This is a genomic window from Streptomyces liliiviolaceus, from assembly GCF_018070025.1.
GTDB classification, from domain to species: domain Bacteria; phylum Actinomycetota; class Actinomycetes; order Streptomycetales; family Streptomycetaceae; genus Streptomyces; species Streptomyces liliiviolaceus.
The window spans coordinates 1,664,050-1,682,512 of sequence record NZ_JAGPYQ010000002.1; the positions used below are offsets into that span (position 1 = coordinate 1,664,050).

Annotated in this window: 13 protein-coding genes; 8 read left to right on the plus strand and 5 right to left on the minus strand. The window is 72.6% G+C overall.

Features of this window, described 5'->3' with window-relative positions; genetic code table 11:
• The first annotated feature begins 58 nt into the window (after positions 1–58).
• Entirely contained in the window at positions 59–5,374 is a 5,316-nt protein-coding gene (locus J8N05_RS42735) for a Tc toxin subunit A-related protein (protein ID WP_210892866.1), read from the plus strand.
• Between the two features lie 20 nt (positions 5,375–5,394).
• Here the strand turns inward: J8N05_RS42735 and J8N05_RS42740 are convergent, their stop codons facing one another.
• Positions 5,395–6,276 (minus strand): SDR family oxidoreductase, encoded by an 882-nt coding sequence (locus J8N05_RS42740; RefSeq protein WP_210892868.1) that lies wholly within the window; start codon positions 6,274–6,276, stop codon positions 5,395–5,397.
• Between the two features lie 84 nt (positions 6,277–6,360).
• On the opposite strand from J8N05_RS42740, the gene J8N05_RS42745 reads away from it, so the two are divergent.
• On the plus strand, positions 6,361–6,939 hold the full coding sequence (locus J8N05_RS42745) for a TetR/AcrR family transcriptional regulator (protein ID WP_210892870.1): 579 nt from the start codon (positions 6,361–6,363) through the stop codon (positions 6,937–6,939).
• Between the two features lie 123 nt (positions 6,940–7,062).
• On the opposite strand, the gene J8N05_RS42750 is transcribed toward J8N05_RS42745, so the two are convergent.
• Positions 7,063–7,707 (minus strand): TetR/AcrR family transcriptional regulator, encoded by a 645-nt coding sequence (locus J8N05_RS42750; RefSeq protein ID WP_282108202.1) that lies wholly within the window; start codon positions 7,705–7,707, stop codon positions 7,063–7,065.
• A gap of 249 nt (positions 7,708–7,956) precedes the next feature.
• On the opposite strand from J8N05_RS42750, the gene J8N05_RS42755 reads away from it, so the two are divergent.
• The gene (locus J8N05_RS42755) at positions 7,957–9,846 is read left to right on the plus strand and encodes an RICIN domain-containing protein (protein WP_407700007.1); all 1,890 of its coding nucleotides are present in this window, start codon (positions 7,957–7,959) and stop codon (positions 9,844–9,846) included.
• A 132-nt stretch (positions 9,847–9,978) separates the two neighbouring features.
• The gene (locus J8N05_RS42760; protein WP_210892872.1) at positions 9,979–10,314 is read left to right on the plus strand and encodes a hypothetical protein; all 336 of its coding nucleotides are present in this window, start codon (positions 9,979–9,981) and stop codon (positions 10,312–10,314) included.
• Here the strand turns inward: J8N05_RS42760 and J8N05_RS42765 are convergent.
• On the minus strand, positions 10,304–10,963 hold the full coding sequence (locus tag J8N05_RS42765) for a lysophospholipid acyltransferase family protein (RefSeq protein ID WP_210892875.1): 660 nt from the start codon (positions 10,961–10,963) through the stop codon (positions 10,304–10,306). The two genes, J8N05_RS42760 and J8N05_RS42765, sit on opposite strands and share 11 nt — an antisense overlap.
• A gap of 260 nt (positions 10,964–11,223) precedes the next feature.
• Between J8N05_RS42765 and J8N05_RS42770 the strand changes: the two genes are divergently transcribed.
• Positions 11,224–13,356 (plus strand): DUF4139 domain-containing protein, encoded by a 2,133-nt coding sequence (locus J8N05_RS42770; RefSeq protein WP_247706920.1) that lies wholly within the window; start codon positions 11,224–11,226, stop codon positions 13,354–13,356.
• A gap of 8 nt (positions 13,357–13,364) precedes the next feature.
• Positions 13,365–14,927, plus strand: coding sequence for a DUF4139 domain-containing protein (locus J8N05_RS42775; RefSeq protein ID WP_210892879.1), 1,563 nt, complete (start codon positions 13,365–13,367; stop codon positions 14,925–14,927).
• An 84-nt stretch (positions 14,928–15,011) separates the two neighbouring features.
• Here the strand turns inward: J8N05_RS42775 and J8N05_RS42780 are convergent, their stop codons facing one another.
• The gene (locus J8N05_RS42780) at positions 15,012–15,884 is read right to left on the minus strand and encodes an SDR family NAD(P)-dependent oxidoreductase (protein WP_210892881.1); all 873 of its coding nucleotides are present in this window, start codon (positions 15,882–15,884) and stop codon (positions 15,012–15,014) included.
• 58 nt (positions 15,885–15,942) lie between these two features.
• On the opposite strand from J8N05_RS42780, the gene J8N05_RS42785 reads away from it, so the two are divergent.
• On the plus strand, positions 15,943–16,608 hold the full coding sequence (locus J8N05_RS42785; protein ID WP_210892883.1) for a TetR/AcrR family transcriptional regulator: 666 nt from the start codon (positions 15,943–15,945) through the stop codon (positions 16,606–16,608).
• A 131-nt stretch (positions 16,609–16,739) separates the two neighbouring features.
• Here the strand turns inward: J8N05_RS42785 and J8N05_RS42790 are convergent, their stop codons facing one another.
• Entirely contained in the window at positions 16,740–17,324 is a 585-nt protein-coding gene (locus J8N05_RS42790; protein ID WP_210892885.1) for a TetR/AcrR family transcriptional regulator, read from the minus strand.
• A gap of 104 nt (positions 17,325–17,428) precedes the next feature.
• Here J8N05_RS42790 and J8N05_RS42795 point away from each other — a divergent pair, with 104 nt between their 5' ends.
• Positions 17,429–18,448: an NADP-dependent oxidoreductase gene (locus tag J8N05_RS42795; protein ID WP_210892887.1), complete on the plus strand. Its 1,020-nt coding sequence runs from the start codon at positions 17,429–17,431 to the stop codon at positions 18,446–18,448.
• Positions 18,449–18,463 lie beyond the last annotated feature (15 nt).

Below are 18,463 nucleotides of genomic sequence, written 5' to 3' on the forward strand. Positions count from 1 at the left end.
CCGCCCGGCGCACGATCCGGCGCGTGGACAACGTGAACAAGAAGATGGGGAGACAGACGTGAGCGTCACCGTACAGATCACAGGGCCGACCGCGAACGCGGTCGTGCGGCGCACGGTCGTGGTGACCGCGCAGGTGAACGGGCTCGTCCCGCAGGGTGGTGACCACGACCCGTACGACATCCTCAACTCGGTCATGGTGACCGTCGCGGGGCAGCCCGCGGTGCAGGCGACCGCATCGGGCGGGGGCTGGAGCGCTCAGGTGCCGTTGCCGGCGTCCGTCGCTCCGGGCACGCAGATCTCGGTCAAGGTGACCGCCAACTACCGTGCGATCGGCTGGTACGTCCCGTACCCCGAGCAGTGGCCCGACGTGTGGTCCGCCACGTCCACCCCGGTCAGCGTCTCCCAGACCGTCCAGGTGCAGGCGGCCTTCCCACCGGCGTTCACCTGGTCGGCCCCCGCCGCCGGGAGCACGGTCGACCTGTTCGAGGGAAGCGGGCAGATCACCGCCCGGTTCGACGTGACTCGCGCCCAGATCGCGCCGCTCACCATCACCATCACGCGGGACAACACGACTTTGCCCGTGACATCGGGCGGTGTCGCCTCCTACCAAATACCGGTCAGTCTGCTGCCCATGCCGCTCGGGGCGCGGACCGTGACCATCACCTGCACCGATCCCGACGGCCTCACCGCGACGCAGACCCGTACGTTCACCGGCCGTGACGCCTCGCCGCCGAATCTCCAGGTCTCCCCCGTCACCGTGTTCGGTGACAGCAGGGGCGCCGCCACCGCGCCGCTGCAGGGCACGGCTCCCGACGCGCAGAGCGGTATGACGGGCGGCAACGCCAAGGTGGAGTGGGCGCTGTCCCCCACCGGTACCAGAACCCTGGCGAAGCCGGGCGCGGGCGGCGACTTCAGGAACTGGACCGCGGACGTACCGCTGACCGGTTTCGGCGCGCACACCGTCCACCTGTGGGCGACCGACAACGCGGGCAACGTCACCGCCAAGGACGTACAGGCCACGGTGATCAGCTCGTACGTTCCCGAGACCCTGGAGCAGCGGCTGGACGAGCGCGAGTATCTCGCCGCGCTGCTGTCCTTCGCGCACGAGCAGGTCAACGTGCCAGGGCCGCCCGCCGCACCGCTGGACACCGCCACCCTGGTGGCGGCGCTCGGGCAGCCGCTCGACCGGCTCAGCCAGCCGCTGTCGGCCGAGGCGGACCTGGGCGGCCACGAGGTCAACCAGTTACGGATACCCGTCGAGCTCCTGCGGGCCCGTATCGCGGCCACGAACACGCCGACCACGCCCGGTGCCGCCCTGGAACAGGAGTACCGCGGTACGGCCTACGCGTCCCTGCTCGCCGCCGCCGGGACCTCGTACGCGGAACTGCGGCTGGCCAGGGGCGCCGACGCCCCGACCCGCCGGGCGCTCGCCGACCGGCTCGGCATCCGGCTCGGGGCGACGGCACCCGACGAACTCGACCGACTGCTCGTCGACGGCCCCGCCCTGACCGAGGCCGGCCTGGAGACGCTGTTCGGCCTGCCCTCGACCACCGCGTCCGATCCGCTGCGTGTCCCCGGTGTGCCGCTGCTGCTCGGCTGGCGGCTGTCCGCCCAGTCGCTCGCCTGGGCCGGACAGGACCAGCACCCCGATGCGCCGAGGGCCTTCGAAGTGCTCGCCGATCCCGATGTGATCGACGCGGGCGATGTCGTCGACGGGCCGGCGGGCGACCCCATCCGCAAGCTGCTGAGCGACCGGGCGCAGGCCCTGTCCGCGTACCGTGCGACGCTGTCCGCGCTCAGGACGGGCAGGACGCCGGCGGCCGCGTTCACCGCGATGCTCACGCTGGCGCAGCCCGGCCTCGACCTCGCCGCCCTGGCCGCTCAGGACGCGCAGGGTGCCGACGTCGGCGGCGCCCTCGCCGCCCGGGGTCTGACCCGGGACGGCTTCCTGTATCTCAGGCAGTTGAGCGCGCTGGCCGCCGCCGGAACGGTCACCACGGCCGAGTGGGACGACGGCCTGGCCGTCCTCACCGGCGCGTACAAGCGCCAGCAGCTGTACCCGGCCTGGCGGGCGGCGGAGTCGGGCTTCGTGCTCTCGCCGGACTTCTTCGTCACCGGCGGGACCGGGCCCGCGCCCGGCCCGTACCGTGCCGAGGGCGGGGCCCGTGCCGCCTGGCAGTCCGTGCTGCGCGCCAGGGTCGCCCAGCGGGAGGCGCTCCGCGAGGCCGACGCGCAGGCCGTGGCCGCCGCCGAGCAGACCGCGCTGCCGATCCTGCGCGACGCGCTGCTCGCCGACCTGGCGGCCACGACCACGGCGGCGGGCGAGGTGGGCGAGTCGATGTCGGCGCGGTTCCTCGTCGACATGCTCGCCGGCGGGACCCTGCGCACGACCCGTATCGGGCAGGCGGTCGAGAGCGTGCAGTCACTGCTGTCGGCGAAGCGGTCGGGCGAGCTGGCCCCGGACCATCCCGCGGCCGGCTGGACGTTCAAGAACGGACCCGAGACGTTCGCCGCCGCCTGGGCCTGGCTGGGTGAACAGGGCACCTGGCAGGCGGCCACCACGGCCTTCCTGTTCCCCGAGCGGCACCTCGACCCCGCCCTGCTCGTCCCGAGCACCAGGACGATGACACCAGGCACGCCGACACTGCCGCTGGACATCCTGTTCGCGCAGGTCAGCGGGCCGGGAGCCACGTTCACCGCCGGCACGGCCGTCAAGCTGGCGGCCGAGTACCTCGCGGCGAAGAGGATCACCCTCCCCGCCCCGTACACGTATCTCGATGCGCAGCGCAGGGCCGCCCACCAGACGGCTCTCGCGAACGTGTCGAGCGGGATCGAGGCCGTGCAGACCACCGGGCACGCCGACAACCGGGAGGTCTTCTGGGCCGTGCCGATGCTCCTCGCGCAGCGCCTTCAGGCGGCCGGGGACTACCGGGCGGCGCTCGACTGGTACTGGATCGTCCTCCCGTACGACCTCACCTCGCCGACCTCGATCTACAGCCGCATCAACAGCGAGACGCTGTCCAGCCCCGATCTGACCTTTCCGGCCAACTGGACGGCGAATCTGGACCCGTTCGCGCTGGCGGACTCGGCGTCCGCGAAACGTCCCAAGCCCCACACCCGGTACACCCTGCTGTCGATCATCAGATGTCATCTCGACTACGCCGACGCGGAGTTCACCCGGGAGACCGACGAATCGGTCGCGCACGCCCGCACCCTCTACGTCGCCGCCCGCCGGCTGCTCGGCTCCGCGGCCCTGGTGCCGCAGACACCGACGAACCTCGGTGAGCCGGCACTGCCGATCCCGGAGGTCCGCACTCTGCGCACCAGGGTGGACATGCAGCTGGCCAAGCTCCGCCAGGGCCGCAACATCGCGGGCATGCCGCGCACCCAGGGCCTCGCGGCGGCGACGGTGAGCCGGCCGACGCCGTACCGCTTCAAGGTACTGCTGGAGCGGGCCGGGCAACTCGCCGCCCAGGCGGCCCAGATGGAGGCCGGCTACCTCTCCGCACTGGAGAAGTACGACGACCGCAATCTGCGGATCTACGACGCCCTCAAGGCGGTCGATCTGAGCGCGGCGCAGGCCAGGGTGGCGCTGAGCCGGGTCGACGAGGCCAACGACGCCGTCACCGCGGCCACGGCGCAGCTGACGAAGGCCGAGACCATGTCCGCGTCCTTCGCCGCCGCCCTCGACGCGCCCATGAACAAGTACGAGCAGGACCTGCTCGACAACTACAGCGACATGCGTGACATCAGGGACGCGATCACCGTGGCGGACACGGCTCTCGCCATCGCGCAGGCGGCGTCGTCCGGGGCCAGCCTGATGGACGCGATCTTCAGCGGTGGCGCCCGGCAGGCCCTCGCCATCTCGATGAGTGCCACCGCGGCCGTCAAGGGCGGCTTCCAGCTCCAGCAGAACAATCTGGAGGCGCAACTGCAGGCCGACCAGCTGCGGGCCGGCATCGAGCAGCGCAAGGACGAGTGGCGGCGCCAGCAGGTGGCCGCCCAGCAGGACATGCAGATCGCCGCCGCGCAGATCGCCGTGGCGGACGACCAGGTCACGATCGCCGAGCGGGAACGGGACGTCGCGACGCTCCAGCACGACCAGGCGACGGCCACCCTGACCTTCCTCAACGGCCAGTTCACCAACGCCGACCTGTACCTCTGGATGAGCGACACCCTCGGCGGGGTGTACCGGTACTTCCTGCAGCAGGCCACCGCGACGGCCCGGCAGGCGCAGGCCCAACTCGCCTTCGAGCGGGCGGAACCCGCCCGGGTACTCATCCGCCAGGACTACGGCCAGTCGCCGGCCGAGATGACCTCGAACGCCGGTCCCGACCGGCGGGGCCTCACCGGCGCGGAACAGCTCGCCCAGGATCTGGCCCGGCTCGACGAGTACGCCTTCAGCTCCGCGCGCCGGCGCCTGAACCTCTCGCAGACGTTCTCGCTGGCCCGTCTGATGCCGGTGGAGTTCCTGGAGTTCCGCCGTACGGGCACGCTCGCCTTCACCACCCCCACGGCCCTGTTCGACGCCGACTTCCCCGGCCACTACCTCCGGCTGGTCCGTCAGGTGCGCACCAGCCTCGTGGCGCTGGTTCCGCCGGACCGGGGAATCCGCGCCGCCCTCTACTCGAACGGCATCTCGCGGGTCACCACCGGTCGGGACGGCACGTTCCAGGAGGTCGTGGTGCGCAGCGATCCGGGGGTCGTCGCCCTGACGTCGCCGGTGAACGCCAGCGGGGTGTTCGAGTTCGACGCCCAGTCGGACATGCTGCTGCCGTTCGAGGGCAGCGGTGTGGACACCAGCTGGGAGTTCCGGCTGCCGCCCGCCGCCAACCCGATCGACTACTCCACCATCGTCGACCTGCTGGTCACGGTGGACTACACCGCCGCGTACGACGACACCTACCGCGAGCAGGTGGTCGCCCGGCTCAACGCCGACCGGGACCGTGGCGCCGACTGTGTGTTCAGCCTGGCGAGGGACTTCCCCGACCAGTGGTACGACCTCAACAACCCGGCCGACCCCGCCGCGAGGTCGATCACGCTCCCGCTGCGCGACGTCGACTTCCCGGCGGGGATCGAAGGGCTCACGACCGCGGCGGTCACCGTTCGGCTGTCGAGCGGCACGCCGGTTCCCGACACCGCGGTCTCCCTGACCCGCGGTGCGAGCGGCGGCACGGCGACGGCGACCAACGGCGTCGCCGGCACCCGGCGGGGCAACGCCACCGCCTGGAACGGGTTCCTGGGGACCGGTCCGGCGGGCGACTGGCGGCTCGGCTTCGACGCGGGCGCCCGCGCCCTGTTCGACTCCGGCACGCTCGACGACGTCCTGCTCGTGGTGAGCTGGAAGGGGGAGGCACCGGCCTGGACGCGCTGACCGTGGCAGCCCGCCTGACGTCAGGGCTGGATGTTCTCCAGGTCCTGGAGGAGGCCGGGCTGCTTCGGCTCCCAGCCGAGTTCCTGCCGGGTGAGGGCGCCGGAGGAGGGCTGGTCGGTCGCGAAGATCGGGCCGAGCGGACCGTACGTCTCCTGCGGTACCGATTCCACCGGCAGGCCCAGCCGCCGGCCGATGACCTCGGCGATGTCGCGCACCCGGTCGCCTTCGTCGGCCACGGCGTGCCAGGCGGAACCGGCCGGCCCCCGCTCCAGAGCCAGCCTGAAGAGGGCGGCGGCGTCGAGGGCGTGCACCGCCGGCCAGCGCTGCGTGCCGTCGCCCGGGTAGCCGGAGACTCCGGTCCGGCGCGCGGTCTCGGTCAGCAGTCCGGCGAACCCGCCCGCGCCCCGATGGTGCACCGTGCGCGGCAGGCGTACGGCCGTGCTGCGGACCCCTCGTGCGGCCAGGCCGAGGATGGCGTCGACCGTGCGACCGCGGCCACCCACCGGGCCGTCCGTCGGCAGTGGGTCGGCCTCCGTGGAGGCACGGCCGGGCACCCAGGGCGTACCGGAGACGGTGACGAGGGGGCGGTCGCTTCCGACGAGTTCCTCGCCGAGGGTGGTCAGGGCGGCGGTCTCCTCGGCGACCGACGCGGCGAGGGCTTCGGGGCTGCTGAAGTCGTTGCGGAACGCCAGGTGGACCACTCCGTCGGTCCGGGCGACGGCGGTCCGCAGGACGTCCAGGTCGGCGAGACCTCCCCGAAGCGGCTCGGCGCCGGCTGCCTCGGCGGCCCGCGCCGACGCGTCGGAGCGGACGAGCGCAAGGACGGAGTGGCCGTTGCCCAGCAGTTCGGCGACGACCGCGGTACCGATCAGGCCGGTGCCGCCGGTGACGAAAACGCGCATGGAACTCTCCCGCAAGTGATGGGACTCTTGTCCCGTCACTGTACAGGGTGATGGGACAAGAGTCCCGTCACGTATGATCGGCATATGGGTCGATGGGAACCGGGCGCACGCGAACGCCTCGTCATGGCGGCCGTGGATCTGTTCATCGAGCAGGGATACGACGCCACGACGGTCGCGCAGATCGCCGAGCGCGCCGGAGTCACCAAGAGCACGTTCTTCCGGCACTTCCCCGACAAGCGCGAACTGCTGGTCGCCGGGCAGGAGACGCTGAGCCGGCTGCTGACCGAGGGCATCGCCGAGGCACCCGGTACGGCCAGTCCGCTGGAGGCGGTTGCCGCCGGACTTGAGCGGGCCTCGGGCGCGATGGGGCCCATGAACCGCGAGCTGGCCCCACGGTTGAAGGCGGCCGTCGCCGCCAGCACCGAACTACAGGAACGCGACGTCCTCAAGAGCGTCAGCCTCGCGGCCGCGATGGCGGCGGCCCTGACCGCCCGCGGCGTCCCGGGCCCGACGGCGGCCCTCGCGGGCGAGTTGGGCATGCTGGCCTTCAAGCGGGGGTTCGCCGTCTGGTCCGAGGGCGACCGTGACGCCGAGGACGAACTGGCGGGACACACCTTGGCGGCGCTCGACGAACTGCGTGCGGCGAGCGCGACGCTGGGCTGAACGGGCCGTCCGGACACCCGAGTTCCGTCACCCGGCACACGCCCGGGTGGCATCCAGGTCTCGTCCGGGTCGCGTCCGGCTCCGCGAGAGGGCGGTGACGAGCGGGCGCGCGCCGGACGGTGGTTACGGCGTCAGCTGGGCGAGGACCGCGTCGATGACCAGTTCCGTCGAGGCCGCCATGTCGACCGCGGTCGGGTCGAGGAGCCATTGGATCTGGAGGCCGTCCATGACGGCGATGATCGCGTTGGCCGCGTGCAGCGCGCGCTCCGCGTCCGCCCCGCCGTCGCCCAGCCGGCACGTCTCGGTGAGGGCGTCGGCGACGAAGCCGCGCAAGCCCGCGTAGCGGCTGCGGAAGTAGTCCTGGGCCGGGTGGTCGTCGGTGACGGACTCCGCGGAGAGCACGGCGTAGAGCCGAACGATGCCCTCGCGTTCGGCGTTGCGCCGGGCGGTCTCGACGAGGTGGTGCAGGAACCGCAGTCCTCGCGGACGCTCGGTGCCGAGTTGCTCGATGTCGGTGTCGTCGCGCAGTTCGAGCACGCTGGTCAGCAGCAGCGACTTGGAGCGGAACCAGTGCAGGACGCCGGCCTGGGTGAGGCCCGCCCGGTCCGCGATCTCCGCCAGGGAGGCGTTGTTGTAGCCGCGCGCCGCGAACGTGTCCATCGCGATGTGCAGGATGTCCTGCTGGCGCTGCCGGGCTTCGGGACTGCGGGGGACGCGGGGCCTGTCGCGGGCTCCCCGAGCGGCTCGGCCTACCGACTGGTCAGTCACGCGTTCACCATACGCTGCGCCGCCGGGCCCGCGAATGATCTTGCCGACATGGTTCACATGGTGATGCAGACCACTTACTAAGTGCTTAGTAGGTGTGCTTTCATGGCGCCGTCGTCCCGCCTTGCCACGCCGGTTGGGCGGCACGCGTGCACTACCCCTTCGAACCCCGGCAGGCCCGCCGCCTCCCTCACGGTGCGGTCGGACCGCCCGGGTCCCCCACGCGTCACCGACCGAAGGAGAGCCGCACCCGTGTCATATCTCCCTCTTCGAAGAATCCGTTCGTCACGGGCGGGGATCGCCGCCGCCCTGACCCTGGCCCTCGCCGCCGCCGGGCTCGGGCTCACGGGCGGCGGCACCGCGCACGCCGCCGACCCGGTCGCCCAGGTCTGGGTGACCACCGGGGACGGGGCCCGCAAGCTCAGTTCCGACGGCACCCTCACCTTCAACGGCTCGCCGCAGGGCACCGACGTGCGCATCGACGGCAACCAGCGCAGCCAGCGCTACACCGGCGCCGGCGCCTCGGTCACCGGGGCGTCCGCGCGCCTCGTACAGGGGCTCCCGGCCGACCGCCGAGGCGAGCTGATGCGCTCGCTGTTCTCCACCTCGGGCGACGGAATCGGCCTGTCCTACCTGCGCCAGCCGCTCGCCAGCACCGACTTCGACGCCACCAACAGCCCGTACTCGTACGAGGACACCCGCGGGCAGTTCTCCATCGACCGCGACAAGGCGGAGATCATCCCCGTCGTCAAGCAGGCCCTCGCGGTCAACCCGTCCATCCGGTTCATGGGCACTCCCTGGTCGCCGCCCGCCTGGATGAAGACGAACAACTCGCTCAACGGCGGCAGCCTGCGGACCGAGAACTACGGCGACTTCGCGGACTATCTGGTCAAGGCGGTCAAGGCGTACGGCCAGGAGGGCATCACCCTCTCCGACCTCACGGTGCAGAACGAGCCCGAGAACCCGACGAGTTACCCCTCGATGTCGATGAGCTCGGCGCAGCAGGCCGACTTCATCCGGGTCCTGGACCAGCGGCTGACCGCGGCCGGGCTGCCGACGAACATCCTCGCCTTCGACCACAACTGGGACCATCCCAACTATCCGCTCGACGTGTTCTCCCGTACGAACGGGATCAGCCGGGTCATCGGCGCCGCCTTCCACTGCTACGCCGGCAATCCCACCGCCCAGCAGCAGGTCCACAGCACCGGCAAGCGCGTCTTCTTCACCGAGTGCTCCGGCACCGACAGCGACAACACCGCCGGCACCTTCGCCGACAGCCTGCGCTGGCAGGCCGAGAACCTCGTCGTGCAGAACATGCGCAACGGCGGCGAGACCGTGGTGACCTGGAACCTCGCCCTCAACCAGAGCGGCGGCCCGCACCAGGGCCTGTGCGGCACCCGGTGCAACGGTGTGGTGGAGATCGCGAACGGCAACGTCACCCGGGGCGCGGAGTACTACTCGCTCGGCCACATCAGCAAGTTCGTCAAGGTCGGCGCCACCCGGATCGGCTCCACCAGCCCGGGCGGCGGCATCCAGAACGTCGCCTTCCAGAATCCGGACGGCACGCGCGTCGCGTACGTCGTGAACACCGGCGGCACGCAGCGTTTCTCCCTCACCGACAACGGCCGCTCGCTGGCCTACACCCTGCCGGGCGGCGCGGTCGCGACCTTCGTGTGGAACCCGTCCGGGAGCGAACCGACCGGTCCGATCGACACCAGTGCCTGGTACCGGGTGGCGAACACCAACAGCGGTGCCTGCCTGGACGCCACCGACTGGGGCACCGCCAACGGCACCCTGCTCCAGCAGTGGTCGTGCGGTGACGGCGCCAACGAGAAGTGGCAGTTCCGCTCCACCGGCGACGGCTACTACCAGGCCGTCAACCAGCACAACAACAAGTCCTGGGACGTGGACGGCGGCGCCGGCGCGACCGCTGACGGCGTCAAGGTCCATCTGTGGGACTACACGGGCGGCACCAACCAGCAGTGGCGTGCCGAGTCGGGGGCGTCCGGGCAGTACCGCTTCGTGGCCCGGCACAGCAACAAGTGCCTCGCCGTCGACGGATCGTCCACCGCCAACGGCGCGAAGCTGTCCCAGCAGACCTGCTCCGGCTCGGCGGCCCAGTCCTTCCGGCTGACCTCCTGATCCGCGGCCTCCCCGGCGGGCGGCGCGTCGGCTTCGCCCGCTCGGCCGGTCGCCTCGGCTGAGTACGCCGGCCGAGTTCGACTGAGTAGGTCGTCCGATGCCCCGCCGGAAGGCGGCTGCTGAACTATCGTCATGACCAAGGACATGCCGCCCGCCCGCCCCCTGCGCTCCGCCACCCGCACCGCCGTCACCACCGGTTCGGCACTCGCGGTCGTGATCCTGCCCCTGGTGGTCGGAGCCCTCGCCTCACGGGCGGTCGGAGGTGACCCGATGGCCTCGGTCAACGCCATGATGACGGGCGGGGGTCAACGCGCCCGGCTCTCCCGCGGTCAACTCCGCGGCTACCGCGGCCGGGCGCTCACGACGGCGCGGAACGCCTGGGACCGGTCGCCCCGGTTGACCGTCCGAAAGCCGCTCCGACCGCTCCGACGTACTCTCGCCGAGACGGGCGGACCGGTCAGCGAGTGAGAGCCGCCGGTTCGTGCAGGTGTCCGGCCGCGACGCGCCAGGCCGCCACGACGGCCTGGTGCGCGGACGCGTTCGCCGCCTCGATCCCGGCGGGCAGGTGGAGCGGCGCGCCCACGTGGACGTGGAGGCGCGGACGGCGGACCGGTGCCGTCAGGAAGCCCGCGAGGTGCTTGGCACGGCTGCCGGACGCGACCCTGCGCGCTCCGGCCTGACCGATCGGGACGACGGGTGCGCCGGAGGCGAGGGAGAGTCGCGCGGGGCCGCTGCGGAAGGATTCGGGCGCCGCCTCGGCGGCATCCGTCCGGCGCGGAAGCCGCCCCTCACCGTAGATGAGGACGTGGCGGCCCGCACCGAGCGCTGCCGCGGCAGCGTCCAGGGAGTCCGCCGCTCGCGCGGTACGGCGGTGCACGGGGACATGGCCGTCACGGTCCAGGAGGTACCGCAGGACGGGTACGCGCCACAGTCCGGCGGTGGCGAGGACGACCGGTTCGATGTCCATGGAGCGCAGGGCGGCCAGCACGATGCCGGGGTCCGCCGGCGAGGTGTGGTTGGCGACGAGGACGGCCGGCACCGGGAGGGCGGTGACGTCGGTGGAGGTCGTCAGCCGCCCGAAGGCGGGGACGACGGCGGCTGCCAGGCGACTGAACACGCGACTCCTGCGTTCGGGCGGCGGATCGACGGTGGAGCGATGGTGGAGCGATGGGATCCATCCTCGTCCCGGGACCGTCCGAAGCCCTGAGTCGGCGTACTCATCCGGTCCGTCGTCGCCGTACTCACCTGCGCACACACTCACGCACCGAGCTCCTCACCGGCCGTCTCAAGAGGCGTACCTCTTCAGGCGTACGCTGTCAGCCCTACGGACGCGGCGGGCCGTACGGACACAGCCAGGAACACGGCCAGGGGGAGCACTTGAAGGCTGGGGCGACACAGAGCTGGGATTCGGCACTCGACTCGGTCGTGGTCTACGCACAGGGCGCGCTCTGTCGGCGCCTCGCGCGGGGCGGTGTGCCGCCGGACGGCAGGGTGCGGATCACCGGGCTGCCCCGGGCGCTGGGCCCCGGCTCCCTGACGGCCCGTGTCGTCGGTGCCTCCGGGGTGCGGGTGGTCGAGGCGCGGGTCGAGGTCGACTCCGTACCGAACGACGGCGCCGCGCTACATGAGTTGGAGCGCGAGGTGGAGCGGCTGCACGAGGAGTGTGCGGCGGCGCGGGCGCGCCGGGACCGGCAACTGGGTCTCGTCGAGGAGGTCCGGGGACTCCGCCCGATACCGCCCGAACCCGAGCACGACGAGCCGCCCCGCCGCACTCCGGTCGACGCGTGGCTGGAGCTGTCCGAGTTCGTGGACGCGCGGCTGGCCGGTCTGCACGCCCGCCTCGACGCGTCGGAGGAAGCACTGCTCCAGGCCGAACACGACCTGACCGTCGCGGTGGACTCCCTCGCCCGCGCCTCCACCGACGCTCCCCCGGCGCATGTGTCGACCACGGTCTCGGCCCTGGTGACCCTCGGCCGCACATCTGACGGGCAGGCCGCGGAGCAGGAACCCGAAGTGGAACTGGAGCTGGAGTACGAAGTGCCCGGCGCCGTCTGGATCCCGGCCTACCGGCTGGACCACCGGCAGGGCGACGGCAGCGGCCGGCTGGTGCTGCGGGCTTCGGTGGCCCAGCGGACCGGCGAGGACTGGAACGCCGTACGCCTCTCCCTGGCCACCGCGGACCTTCACCGCCGCACCGAGCTGCCCAGACTCCGTTCGATCCGGATCGGCCGTCGTCAGCCCGCTCCCGCGCCGTCCGGCTGGCGGGAACCTCCCTCGGGACTGTCCGACCTGTTCACCGGGTACGACGTCGGGGCGCCCCGCACAGCGGCCCCTCGCACCTCGGGCCCTCGCGTCCCCTCGGCCGCCGCGCGGAAGGCGTCCGTGACGCCGCCCGCGGCCGGCGGGGCGGTTCCGGCGTACGACACCGGGGCACCCCTCACAGCCGTTCCCCCACCACCGCCGGTATCGGCACCGCCACCACAGGAATACGGTTCTGCGGCACCGGCGGCCTTCTTCCCCGCGCCGCCCATGCCTCAGCCGGCCTACGGCGCCCCGCCTCCCCCGGCTCCCGGCAGCTCCGGCGCGTCACCCATCCTGCCGTCGGCTCCCGGCGGCCCGCCGGCCCCCGCGGCACCCCGCGGTGCGATGCCGGCCGCGCCACCACCCGTTGGCCCACCGCACCCCAGTGGCGCCGAACTCGACTACGCCGCCCTCGTCCTGGCAGGTCCCGAGGAGCAGGCCGGTCGCAGAGGGCTGCTCTTCCCGGACTCGTCCTTCGACCCGGTGGCTGTCGAGCGGCGCCGCGACGCCGAGTCCGTGGCGTCGCTGCCGCTGCCCGGCCACGCCGTGCGGCCCCGTGAGTCGGCGGGCTCCTTCGACCACCGCTTCGACGCGCACGCGCGCACCGACATCCCGTCGGACGGCACCTGGCACACGGTGACCATCACCGAGATCCCGGTCGGTCTGCGGACCGAGTACCTCTGCGTGCCGTCCGTGGAGGAGACCGTCTACACGACACTGGTGCTGTCCAACGCCACCGATCAGGCGCTGCTGGCCGGGCCGGTGGAGGTAACCGTCGACGACGACTTCCTCCTGACCGCGGCGCTCCCGACACTCGCTCCCGGCGGGACGCGCCGGGTGGGGCTCGGGCCGGCCGAGGCGATCCGCGTCACGCGCCGTACGGAGCTGCGCGAGTCGTCCTCGGGGCTGCGCAACACCACCACCGTGCTCGACCACCGCGTCCGTGTGGAGCTGGTCAACCGGCTGGCGCGGCCCGTCGCCGTCGAGGTCCGCGAGCGGGTACCGGTCACCTCCGACCCCGACATCCGCATCGAAGAACGGGCGGACTGGACGACCCCGGAAGAGGGTGCGGGGCCGGACACGTTCGCCCCCGGCACCCGCGCGCGGCGGGTGGAGCTGCCCGCCGGTGGCTCCGCCGCGCTCGACGGCGGCTACGAGATACGTATCCCGGCCGGCAAGGCCCTGGTCGACGGCAACCGCAGGAGCTGACACACCCCATGTCCACGGATGCGCAGCCGATCGCTCTGCCCGTCACCGCCGTCACCTGCCTGGAGGACCGCTCCCTCGTCGAACGCGACGCCGTCCTCGATCTCGGGCCCGGCGTCCAGCGGCTGCGGCTCGGCCCGGTCAGCGCGCTGGCCGTCGACCGCTCGCTCCACGCCGAGCTGACCACCGACCACCCCGCCACGGTCCTCGACGCGCGGATCGTACGCACCTGGGAGCCACGCGGCCCCCGGCCGTCCCCCGACCACGACTCGGCGCTGCGCCGGCGCGTGCACCTCCTGGAGGAGGAAGAGCGCGATCTGGGCCGGGTACGCGATCGTCTCCTCGTCCGTCTCGATCTGCTGGAGCGGCTGGCCGCCGACCTGTTGCGGGAGATCGGCCGGAGCGCGGGTTCCGGTGCCGTCGACGGGCCCCGGTGGACAGGCGAGCTGGACCGCGCGGACACCGGGCGCGACACCTACGGCGAGCAACTCCGTGCCACGGACAGCAGGTTGGCGGCGGTCGGCGTCGAACTCCGCGAGGCACGGCATGCCCTGCACCTCGCGGAGGGCAGGCCCACCGAACTGGTCGCCCATGTCGAGCTGACCGTGGAGGCCGAGACCGCCGGGCCGGTCGGTCTGCGCCTGAGCCACCTCCTGCCGTGTGCGCTGTGGCGACCCGCCTACCGGGCCGTGCTCGACGGCGACCGGCTGACTCTCGAAACGGACGCCATGGTCTGGCAACGGACCGGCGAGGACTGGTCGGACGTACGCCTGACGCTGTCGACGGCCCGCTCCGCGCAGGCCACCGAGCCGCCGCGGCTGGGTCAGGACAGGCTGACGCTCCGGGACCGCTCGTCGGCCGAACGCCGCACGGTCGACGTCGAGTTGAGGGAGGAGGAGATCGGGGACCTCGGCCCGGCCCCGGTGCTCGGCCTGCCGGGCGTCGACGACGCCGGTGAGACCCGGGTGTTCCGCGCCCCCGCGCCGGTGTCCGTCCCCGGCGACGGCCGCGCCCACCGGGTACCGCTCTCCGCTTTCACGACGGCGGCCGGCACCGAGTACGCCTGCTCACCCGAACTCTCGCCGCTGGTGACCCAGGTGGTGCGGTTCGACAACCGGTCCGGGCACGCGCTGCTCGCGGGCCCCGTCGACCTGGTCCGCGGCGGCGGCTTCGTCGGCCGCGCGACGCTGGGGTTCGCGGCCCCCGGGGCACCCGTCGAGCTGGCCTTCGGCAGCTCCGACGACTTCCGGGTGGTCCGGCACTCCGAGGAGTCCCGTACCTCGGCCGGTCTGTCCCAGCGCACGGTGGTCACCCGCACGGTGCGTCTGCACCTGTCCCACTTCGCCGCCCCGGGAGACGATGACGAGCGAGCCGTCGTCCTCCGGGAGCGCGTGCCGGTCTCCGAGGTCTCGGGAGTCGAGGTCCGCGTGCGCGGGGACGTCTGCTCCCCCGCGCCCGACATCCTCGACGCCGAGGGCATCGCCCGCTGGAACGTCACGGTCCCTCCCGGTGGCCGCCGCACGGTGACGCTGGCGTACGAGATCTCGGCGAGCGGCAAGGTGACGGGCATCTGATCGGGCCGCTCCCGGTGGCGGGGCTACCGGGAGCGGGTCGGACGTCGTTCTCCCGAACGGCGACCGTCCTGTGCCGATCCGCGCTCAGGCCGTCGCCAGGTCGGGCGGGAAGGGGGCGGGGTAGGGCTCGGCGAAGTCCGCGGAACGGCTGACCTCGCGCCACTTCTGATCCTCCTCAAGAAGTCGCCTGTCGAGCCGGATGGACCCTTCGGCCGCGTTCACACCGAGCGGCAGGTGGTCCGGGATGTCGTGGCGTTTGGCCACCCGGACCAGGATCTCGGCGGCCCGGACCGGGTCGCCCGCCGGCCCTTCGGCACTTTGGCGGACGCGTGTGTTCATGGCTCCGACCGTCTGCTCGTACGCCTCCGGGATCGCGTGGACGGCCATCGAGGAACCCGCCCAGTCCGTTCGGAAGCCGCTCGGCTCGACGACGAGCACCTTGACCCCGAGCGGGGCCGTCTCGGTGCGCAGCACGCGGCTGAAGCCGTCGATCGCGAACTTCGCCGCCTGGTAGGAGGCGATTCCCGGACTGCCTCCCACCCGGCCGCCCATGGAGGAGATCTGGACGACCAGGCCCCCCTTCTGCTCGCGCAGGATCGGCAGGGCCGCCTTGGTGACGTTGTACACGCCCCAGAAGTTCGTCTCGAACTGGGTGCGGAAGTCGGCGTCCTCCGTGGTCTCGATGGGCGACACGTTGGCGTAGCCGGCGTTGTTGACCAGTACGTCGATGCGGCCGAAGTGCTGTATCGCCTCGCCGAGCGCCGAGCGCGCGGCCTCGGGGTCGGTCACGTCCAGTCGGATCGGCCGTACCCGGTCGCCGAACTCGGCTACGAGATCGGCGAGTTGCTCGGGATCGCGGGCGGTCGCGGCGACGAGGTCGCCCGCTTCGAGTGCCGCACGGACGAGGGCACGGCCGAGGCCGCGCGAGGAGCCGGTGATGAACCATGTCTGCTGCATGCACTTAGCAAAACACTGTTGCGCTAATAACGCAACCGCGTTCCGCTAGGATCGTGCGATGACCCCCTCGGAGTTCCAGCGCGCGCGTTCACCCGAAGCCAAGCGGCTGCGCGAGGCCGCCATCCTCGACGCGGCCCGGTCCCTCGGGGCCGAGCACGGCATCAGGCAGGTCACCCTCACGGACATCGCCGCTAGGGCCGGGATGCACAAGTCGGCGCTGCTCCGCTACTTCGAGACGCGCGAGGAGATCTTCCTGCGGCTCACCGCGGCCGGCTGGCAGGAATGGGCGCCGGCCCTGTCCGCGCGGCTCCGGGAGATCGGGGAGCCCGGTCCGGCAGCCGTGGCGCAGGCGTTCGCGGCGACGCTCGCGGAGCGCGGGATGTTCTGCGACCTGCTCGCCCAGGCACCGCTCAACCTGGAACGCAACGTCTCGGTCGACGCGGTACGCGACTTCAAGCTCGCCACACTCGCCGCGCGCGAGGACATCTTCGCCGCCCTGGACGAGCGGCTCCCCCTGCTGGACCGCGACAGCGCCCTCGACGTGATCGCCACCGCCGTCGCGCTCGCCGGCGCGTTCTGGCAGATCGCGACACCGGGCCCGGAGATCGCCGAGCTCTACCGCAGCGACCCCCGCCTCGCCCACGCCGTCCTGGAGGTCGAACCCCGCCTCGCCCGCATCCTCACCGCGACCATCGACGGCATGACGCCTGCACCCGCTGCATAGATCCGTCGGCAGGAGCACGAGCCTGCTCGACCGGCTCCTCGACCGGCCGCTCCGACTCGCCCTGCACTGCCCGGATCAACCGCCGGCGACCGGCGGGGCCCACGCCTCGTCCGCCGCCGGTGGTGACTCGGTCACCGCGATCGAGCAGCGTCCACGGGGAGCCGACCGTCCGCGGTCAGGCCGGTCAGGAGGAGGTCGACGAGGCGGTGGAGGCCGACGGTGGACCGGGTGAGACGGAAGGAGGCGATCGCCGCCAGGCAGATACGCACGTCGTCCACGCCGATGTCGTCCCGGACGACACCGGCGGCGCGGGCCCGGTCGACGAGTCGACGCAGTGCGCGTGCCTGCTCGCGGCGGTCGGCGGCGAAGGCGGCGGCCGCCGGATGGGAGCCGAACAGCGCCTCGTTCAGGCCGCGGTCCCGCAGCCGGTGCTCGGCGAAGCGGCGGACGACGCCGCTGAGCGCACGCCACGGGTCGGGGTCGTCGAGGGCGGCCCGCATGTCAGAGCGGCAGGCCGCGACGTGCTCGGTGAGCGCCGCGGTGACCAGGTCGGCGCGTGAGGGGAAGTGCCGGTGGACGGTGGCGACGCCCAGGCCGACCCGGCGGGCGATCTCCCGCATCGGCAGGTCGAGTCCTTCGGAAGCGAAGGCGGCGCGGGCGACCGAGAGGATGCGGCGGCGGTTGTGTTCCGCGTCCGTGCGTGTTTTCCGAGTCACTGTGCCTGCCGCGCCTCTCACTTCGACCTGATCCGGAACACCCGTTCCACCTCCATGTCTACCGTGTGCCGACGTCCGGACGGTCCGGGCGGGGAAGGTGCCTCATGCGCGCGGTACGGTTCGAGCGGTTCGGTCCCCCGGAGGTGCTCGGCGTCGGATCCGTGCCCGAGCCGCACGCGGGTCCGGGCGAGATACGGATCGCCGTCCGCACGGCGGGAGTGTCTCCGGTCGACGTCGCGCTACGGGCCGGCGACTCCCCCTCACGCGCGGGTCTCGCCCTGCCGCACGTCCCCGGGGTGGACGCGGCCGGGGTGATCGACGAGATCGGTCCGGGCGTCACGGGCCACGCGGTCGGCGACGAGGTGTTCGGAGCGGTGGACGTCGCCCGGCTGGGCGGAGCGAGCGCGCGGTTCGCGGTGCTCGCGTTCTGGGCGGCGAAGCCGGACGTCTGGTCCTGGGACGAGGCGGGCGCCGCGGCGACGGGTGTCGAGACGGCGACCCGGGCCCTGGACCTGCTCGGCCTCACCGGGGAAGAGGACACGCTCACCGGAGAACAGGGCACACCCACCGGAGGAGAGGGCACGGCACTCCTGATCGACGGCGCGTCGGGCGGTGTCGGAAGCATCGCCGTGCAGCTGGCGGTGGCGCGAGGGGCACGCGTGCTCGGGACGGGCCGGCCCGACAGCCATGCCTTTCTGGCCTCTCTGGGCGCGACGCCGGTCGCCTACGGCCCCGGCCTGGCCGAACGGGTCCGCGCCCTCGGCATCCCGTATGTCGACCATGCCCTCGACGTGGCCGGGAAAGGCTCACTGGCGGAACTCGTCGCCCTCACCGGCAGCCCGGACTCCGTGGTCACGCTCGCGGACTTCATGGGTCCCGAACACGGGGTGCGGCTCTCGCTCGGCCGCTACGGGGGCCAGCCGGACGGGTGCCACGGGCTGGCGTTCGCCGCGGAGCTGGCGGCGCGGGGACGGTTCCGCGTACCGGTCCAGGCGGTGTTCCCGGCCGACCGGGCGGCGCAGGCGCACGCGGCGGTGGCGGCGGGACCTCACCGCGGGAAGACCGTCCTCGATCTCACGGGGCTCACCCGACGGCACCCCGGGTCGATCGTTATGATGACCTGAATCGCTCAAACAAAC